The sequence below is a fragment of the Pauljensenia hongkongensis genome (genome assembly GCF_001746855.1).
GTDB classification, from domain to species: Bacteria; Actinomycetota; Actinomycetes; order Actinomycetales; family Actinomycetaceae; genus Pauljensenia; species Pauljensenia hongkongensis.
The window spans coordinates 134659-138542 of sequence record NZ_CP017298.1 but is presented as its reverse complement, the minus strand read 5'-3'; the positions used below and the strand labels follow the sequence as shown (position 1 = coordinate 138542).

At 71.4% G+C, this 3884-nt stretch carries 4 protein-coding genes; 1 reads left to right on the top strand and 3 read right to left on the bottom strand.

Going from position 1 to position 3884, the window contains the following annotated elements:
- Positions 1 to 112 precede the first annotated feature (112 nt).
- Together BH719_RS00630 and BH719_RS00625 are read right to left on the bottom strand one after the other, a co-directional pair.
- Entirely contained in the window at positions 113 to 1618 is a 1506-nt protein-coding gene (locus BH719_RS00630; protein WP_009399848.1) for an Hsp70 family protein, read from the bottom strand.
- A 32-nt stretch (positions 1619 to 1650) separates the two neighbouring features.
- Positions 1651 to 2403: a phosphatase PAP2 family protein gene (locus tag BH719_RS00625; RefSeq protein WP_009399845.1), complete on the bottom strand. Its 753-nt coding sequence runs from the start codon at positions 2401 to 2403 to the stop codon at positions 1651 to 1653.
- A 198-nt stretch (positions 2404 to 2601) separates the two neighbouring features.
- Between BH719_RS00625 and BH719_RS00620 the strand changes: the two genes are divergently transcribed.
- Positions 2602 to 2967, top strand: coding sequence for an RNA polymerase-binding protein RbpA (locus BH719_RS00620; RefSeq protein ID WP_009399843.1), 366 nt, complete (start codon positions 2602 to 2604; stop codon positions 2965 to 2967).
- An 11-nt stretch (positions 2968 to 2978) separates the two neighbouring features.
- Here the strand turns inward: BH719_RS00620 and BH719_RS00615 are convergent, their stop codons facing one another.
- A complete protein-coding gene (locus BH719_RS00615) occupies positions 2979 to 3767 on the bottom strand; it encodes a polyprenol monophosphomannose synthase (protein ID WP_009399841.1) in 789 nt (262 codons plus the stop codon).
- Positions 3768 to 3884 lie beyond the last annotated feature (117 nt).

Here is a 3884-nt window from a genome sequence, read left to right as displayed (position 1 = left end):
GAGCGGTTGCCGGGACCGCCCGCCCGTGGGCGGGCGGTGGCGCGTGGACGCGAACAGGCCGGTGCCCGGAGTCGCCCTCCGGGCACCGGCCTCCGCCAGTCCACTGCGCTGGCTACCTGCCGAGCTCCTTGCGGACCGTGTACCCGGTCTCGGTGTCCCGGATCTCGACGGTCACGATCCCGTTCTCGTCCACCCAGTAGTGCTCCTGGATGAGCGGCCCCTCCTCGGTGCGCACGACCTCGACGGAGGACAGATCCGCGTCCGAGTCCTGCAGGGCGCGGTCGAAGGGGAAGTAGACGTCGCCGCACGGGTGGATGTCGCCCCGGGGGACGCCGGCCTCGTCGGCCGACGTGTACTCGACGAAGCGGAAGAAGCCGACGTTGTGGGCGGCCAGGTACTGGCGGCTCAGGCCCGCGCTCTGCCCGGGCGTCCTGCCCATGTCCGGGGTGAGCAGCGTGTCGAAGGAGACGGTGGAGCCCGACGAGAGCTCGCGGAACACGCCGACGCCCCTCGACAGCTGCTCGCGGACGGTGAACCCCGAGTCGGGGTCGGCCCCGATGGCCAGCCCGATCGCAGTGGACGCCGCGGTGTGGGGGGATCGGTGGACGCGGCGCCCGAAGCGCTCGCGGAGCACCCGCGAGATGAGGGGCAGCTGGGAGCCGCCGCCGACGACGTAGAGGCCGGCCACGTCGGGGCCGAGCTGGCCGACGCCATCGACCGGGGTGAGCAGGGGCTCCAGGGCGTCGATGGTGGAGGCGACCAGCGGGGTCGCCGCCTCGTAGAACGCGGTGACGGGGATCGTCACCTGCTGGTCGTCGATGGCGACCGTGATCTGGCGGGACTGGGGGATGAGCGCCTCTTTCGCTGCGCGCGCGTCGTCGAGCAGGGCGGCCCAGCGCTCCTCGCCGAGGCGGGCGGAGTCCGTTCCCGCGGCCGTGGCGAGCAGGTTGGCCAGGATCGTGTCGAAGTCGTCCCCGCCGACCAGGTTGAGGCCGCGCGAGCCCAGGACCTCGTGGCGGCGCCCGGCCGCCTCGACGACCGAGGCGTCGAAGGTGCCCCCGCCGAGGTCGTAGACGAGGACGCTGGTCCGCTTGGAGTTGAGGGTGCCCGCGTGGCGGTGCGTGTACTCGAATCCGGCGGCGGAGGGCTCGTTGAGCATCGTGGTGACGTCCCAGCCGGCGTTCTTGAAGGCCTCCAGGGTGAGGAACCGCTGGCCGGACCAGGCGTGCGCGGGGACGCCGACGGCGACCTCCAGCGGCTCGGACTTCCTCACGCGCGACACCGACGAGCCGGTGCGCACGCAGTCGGCGACGTGGGCGAGGAAGCGGGTGAGCACGTCCATGAGCTCCACGTCGCGGTAGCCCAGCCGTATCGAGGTGGACGCCGTGACGTCCGGGTCGGCGAGGAACCGTTTGAAGGAGCGGATGTGCGGCGCCCCCGCCCGGGCGGCCCTGTCGGCCTCGAAGCCGAAGACCAGCTTCCCGTCGTCGAAGGCGACCACCGAGGGGACGTAGTCCCGGGTGTCGGCGCCGTCCTCGAAGGACACGACGGGGTAGTTGCCTCTGTCAGCGACGGCGACGGTGGTTGTCGTCGTTCCAAAATCCACGCCACATTTCATGCCATAAGGGTATATCCCACAGCGCGCCACGACTAGGACTTGGGCCGGTCCAATCTCACATTTCTTAGTAACCCCGCGATCGCGACGAGCGCGCACGCGATGAGGAAGTAGGCCACACCGGCAACGGCATCGACGACGTAGTGGTTGCCCGTGGCGATGATGGACGCGATCGTCACGAGGGGGTGCAGGGCCAGGAGCGCGCGCTGCCAGGCGCGCTTCCACACGAACGCCCCCAGGACGGCGGCCACCCATACCGCCCAGCCCGTGTGCATCGAGGGCATCGCGCCGTAGGGGTTGGCGAGGGTGCCGAAGAGGCTGGAGTACGCGGAAGTGTGGCGCGCCACAGCGTCGACGATGCCGTTGCCCTCGACGAGGCGCGGGGGCGCCAGGGGATAGGTCCAGTAGGTGACGAGCGCACCGCCCGTCATGACGAACAGCGCGTTGCGGGCCTGGTGGTAGCGGTCGGGCCTGCGCCACCACATGATGGCGAGCGCGGCGGCCGTGAAGGCGAAGAAGGACACGGCGTACTGCAGGGACGCCGCCTGGGCGATCAGCGGGCGCGCGACGAGCCATTGGTTGGCCGCCAGCTCGATGTCGATGCCGGTCCGCGCCTCGAAGGACGCGACCTGGGCGGCGTGGGCCATGGCGGCCTCGCGCGTGACCGGTGCGAGGAAGCAGGCCACGGAGTACGCGCAGCAGCAGCCCACGAGCACCAGGGCCTCGAGGACCGCCGGTCTCCAGCGCCGCGCGATGGGGGCGGGCGGCCGGGTGGATGCGTCTGTCATGCGGTCAACTGTACTGGTCGGCGGCCAGGGGGACGGTCCGCCACGGCGGGTCGGGGCCGCCCCAGCAAATCTGACATAATGCACATTATCGGATCGGAGTGCGGGACAGCGGGCGCCGGCCCGGCGGACCGGGGCCCGCCGCGTTTGACGAGTCCGGTAGAATCGAAGGGTTCACCATCAGCCCCCAGGAGGCAAACCATGGCAGACCGCGCACTGCGTGGCATGCAGATCGGCGCCAAGTCCCTCGAGTCCGAGGACGGAGTGGTGTTCGCCGACCGTTTCATCGTCCGGTACCTGTGCCCCAAAGGGCACGAGTTCGAGGTGACCCTGTCGACCGAGGCCACCGCGCCGCCCACGTGGGAGTGCCGCTGCGGGCGCAGCGCCGATCTGCTCGGGGAAACCGAGGAGGACGACGACGCCAAGCCCGCCAAGCCGCAGCGCACCCACTGGGACATGCTGCTCGAACGGCGCTCGATGGCCGAGCTCGACCAGGTGCTCGCCGAGCAGCTGGCGGCGTACCGCGAGGGGCGCCTGCGCCCCGAGGGGCACTACCGCAAGGGGTGAGCCCCGCTCGCTCAGCGGCCCACGAGGCGGCGGGCGGCCCCGGCCAGACGGCTGAGGCCGCCTTTCGTCACCATGACGAGCTCCTCGACGAAGATCGCTCCCGACAGCTTCGACTCGCCGGACATGCGCTCGTCGAAGGTGATCGGCGCCTCGGCGATGCGGGCGCCGCGCGCCCCCTCCGCCTGCGTCATCTCCACCTGGAAGCCGAATCCCGTGGTCGACACCCGCGTGAGGACCCCGCTGTCGCGCAGGAACGAGGCGCGGTGCAGGCGCATGCCGGCGGTCGCGTCCCTGACGGGCGTCCCCAGGCAGAATCTGACATAACGGTTCCCCGCCTTCGACAGCAGGATCCTCTTGCGGGACCACCCGTTGACCCGGCCCCCGCGCACCCACCGGGAGCCGATCACCAGGTCCGGGCGGTCCGGGCCGCCCATGCGGGCCACCAGTTTGGGCAGGTCCTCGGGGCGGTGCGACCCGTCGGCGTCCATTTGCGCCACGAAGCCGTAGCCCCGCTGCAGCGCCCACTCCATCCCCTCCACGTAGGCGGTCGCCAGCCCCGACTTCGAGGGCCGGTGCAGGCAGTGGATCCGCCCGTCCCCCTGGGCCAGGGAGTCCGCCCACTCCCCCGTCCCGTCCGGCGAGGAGTCGTCCACGACGAGCAGGTGCGCAGCGGGCAGCGCCGCCTGCACGCGCTCGACGACCACTGGCAGGGTCCGGCGCTCGTTGTACGTGGGGATGACGATGACGAGTCCCGAGCCGTCGTTGCCCGGCGCCCGCCACAGATGTGAAGGATGTGACATGGGTTAATCATCTCCGTTTTCTTCGTCCCGCGCATCCCCGGCCGCCCGCGCATCCCCGGCGGACCTCGCCACGCGGGCGCGGACCGCGGAGGCGAGGAGCAGCGCCCCCGCCAGGGC